This is a genomic window from Nocardia sp. NPDC060220 (assembly GCF_042727815.1).
Classification (GTDB): Bacteria; Actinomycetota; Actinomycetes; order Mycobacteriales; family Mycobacteriaceae; genus Nocardia.
The window spans coordinates 1-2,504 of record NZ_JBHWZY010000942.1 but is presented as its reverse complement, the minus strand read 5'-3'; the positions used below and the strand labels follow the sequence as shown (position 1 = coordinate 2,504).

Here is a 2,504-nt window from a genome sequence, read left to right as displayed (position 1 = left end):
CCGGTAGTCCTTGAGGAAGCAGCCGTAGAGGTCGACGCCGTCCTCGCCCTGCACGATCGGGTCGTAGACGCGGGCGGCGCCGTCGACGAGATCGAGCGGTGCGTGGAAGCCCTCCTCGGCGAGGCGGACCTTGGTGAAGTGCGGGCGTTCGTCGGTGATCCAGCCGGTGTCGACCGCGGTCATCAGGATCGAGTCGGCCTCGAACATCTCGAGGGCGCTGGTGCGGGTGAGCATGTTGAGCGCGGCCTTGGCCATGTTCGTGTGCGGGTGCCCCGGGCCCTTGTAGCCGCGGCCGAACTGGCCCTCCATCGCCGAGACGTTGACCACGTACTTGCGCCGGCCCGCCGCGGCGGCCATCGCAGGGCGCAACCGTGACACCAGGATGAACGGCGCGACCGAGTTGCACAGCTGCACCTCGAGCAGCTCGGTGGCCTCCACCTCGCTGACGGTCTGCACCCAGCTGTTGGTGTGCGCGAGGTCGGGGACAAGACCACCGGCGTCGATGGCCACGCCCGCCGCGATCCGCTCCGGGGTGGCCGAACCGGCGACCAGCGCCAGTTCGGCGACATCGGTGGCCGACAGCGACGGCGTGAGGGAGGCGGTGAGTGCGGTCGGGTGGGCCTGCATGGTCTTGCCGAACGTGACCATCTCCGGCAGGACGCCCGCGGGCAGCGGCGCGGTCTCGGCGTCGACCAGCGCGCTGTAGGCGCCGGCCGATCGGCGCACCGTCTGGGCCGCGTTGTTGATCAGGATGTCGAGGGGGCCCTGGGCGGCGACGTCGTCGGCCAGCGCCACGACCTGCGCGGGGTCACGCAGATCGATGCCGATGATGCGCAGCCGGTGCAGCCAGTCGGCGCTGTCCTCCATGGCGGCGAAGCGACGGATCGCGTCGTTGGGAAAGCGAGTGGTGATGGTGGTGTGCGCACCGTCGCGCAGCAGCCGCAACGCGATGTACATGCCGATCTTGGCGCGACCGCCGGTGAGCAGGGCGCGTTTGCCGGACAGGTCGGTGCGCGCGTCGCGCTTGGTGTGGCTCGCTACCGCGCACTCGGGGCACAGCTGGTGGTAGAACGCGTCGACCTGGGTGTACTTCTGCTTGCAGATGTAGCAGGGACGCGCCTTGAGGAGGGTGCCCGCGCTGGCGCCCGAGGTGGACGAGCTGATCGGGATGCCCGCGGTCTCGTCGTCGATGCGCTGCGGGGACCCCGTCGCGGTCGCGGCGATGACGGCGCGGTCGTTCGAGGAGATCTGCTCCCTGGCCTCGATGCGACGGCGGTGCTTGAGTTTTTTGAACATGTGGCCGACGGCGCGCTGCACGGCGATGGAGTCGGGATGTTCCTTCTCCAGCTGCCCGGCGCGTTCCAGTACCCGCAGACAGGTCGCCAACTCGTCCGGATCGATCATGTTCTCGGTCATCGGGGAGTGCGACATTCCTTCGTGCGGGAGCGGTGGACGACATCTATTGTCGCATTGGCCGCGCGAGCGACCCGCTGGGTATCGTGATGGGCCGTCGTCGCAACCGCGCGACGGCTATCGAACTCGACGGAGAACCGCGATTTCCCCGCTGGACACCGACACCGCAGACGCGCCGCGCAGGCGCAGGCTCGAACCCGACGAGCGACGAGCGCAGATCCTGGCGTGTGCCATCGATATGTTCGGTGAGCGGCCCTACGCGGCGGTGTCGACCGCGGAACTGGCCCAGCGCGCGGGGGTGGCCCGTGGCCTGATCAACCACTACTTCGGCAACAAGCGCGACCTGTATCTGGCGGTGGTGCGCCGCATGGTGACTCTGCCGCGTCAGGACAAGGTGTCCATTCCCGACGGCACACCGGGTGAGCGGGTCGACGCGATCGTGGGCTGGCTGCTCGACACCATCGCCGAGCACGGCACCACCTGGGTGAAGGTGACCAGCCACGAGGGCGTCGGCGACGACCCCGAGGTGCAGCAGATCCTCGATCAGGCCGACGATGCCGCCGCCGAACGCATGCTGGTGATGATCGGGCGCGCCGATCTGGCAGACAGTGCACGTTTGCGCGCGCTGGTCCTCGCCTACGCGGGACTGGTGAAAGTCGCCGGGCGCGAATGGATCACCCGCGGCACCCTCACCAGGGCGCAGGTGCATCAACTGCTGGCCGACACCCTGCTCACGATGATCACCGTGACGATTCCCAGCGTGCTGATCACCGAGCCGGAACCGACCGTGGAATCGGGCGAGCGCTAGGAATCGAGCGCGCGATTCGAGCGCCGCATCGCGATCGCGGCGGCACTGTAGCGCTGGGGTCCGGCATGGCCGGGCGCGTGCCCGGTGCGGCCGAGCATCTGCTCGATCTTCTTCTCCCGGTGATGCTCGAACATCAGCGCACCGACACCGCCGCCGAGGAAAAGTAACGTCATGATCCCGGCCAGCACGGCCCATCCGGTGTGCTCGGTACCAGCCGCGACGAGGGTGCACGCGAGCCCGACCACCCCGATCGCGCACATGATGATGCCGGGAACGTTGTAAT

At 68.6% G+C, this 2,504-nt stretch carries 3 protein-coding genes; 1 reads left to right on the top strand and 2 read right to left on the bottom strand.

The window, feature by feature from the left end:
- Positions 1-1,416, bottom strand: a 1,416-nt coding sequence (locus tag ACFWF3_RS32035) for an SDR family NAD(P)-dependent oxidoreductase (protein ID WP_379317545.1), incomplete at its 3' end; no start/stop codon positions are given.
- A 235-nt stretch (positions 1,417-1,651) separates the two neighbouring features.
- Here ACFWF3_RS32035 and ACFWF3_RS32030 point away from each other — a divergent pair.
- Positions 1,652-2,221, top strand: coding sequence for a TetR/AcrR family transcriptional regulator (locus ACFWF3_RS32030; protein ID WP_379317543.1), 570 nt, complete (start codon positions 1,652-1,654; stop codon positions 2,219-2,221).
- Here the strand turns inward: ACFWF3_RS32030 and ACFWF3_RS32025 are convergent.
- On the bottom strand, positions 2,218-2,504 hold a 287-nt coding region (locus tag ACFWF3_RS32025), incomplete at its 5' end, for a hypothetical protein (protein ID WP_379317541.1). The two genes, ACFWF3_RS32030 and ACFWF3_RS32025, sit on opposite strands and share 4 nt — an antisense overlap.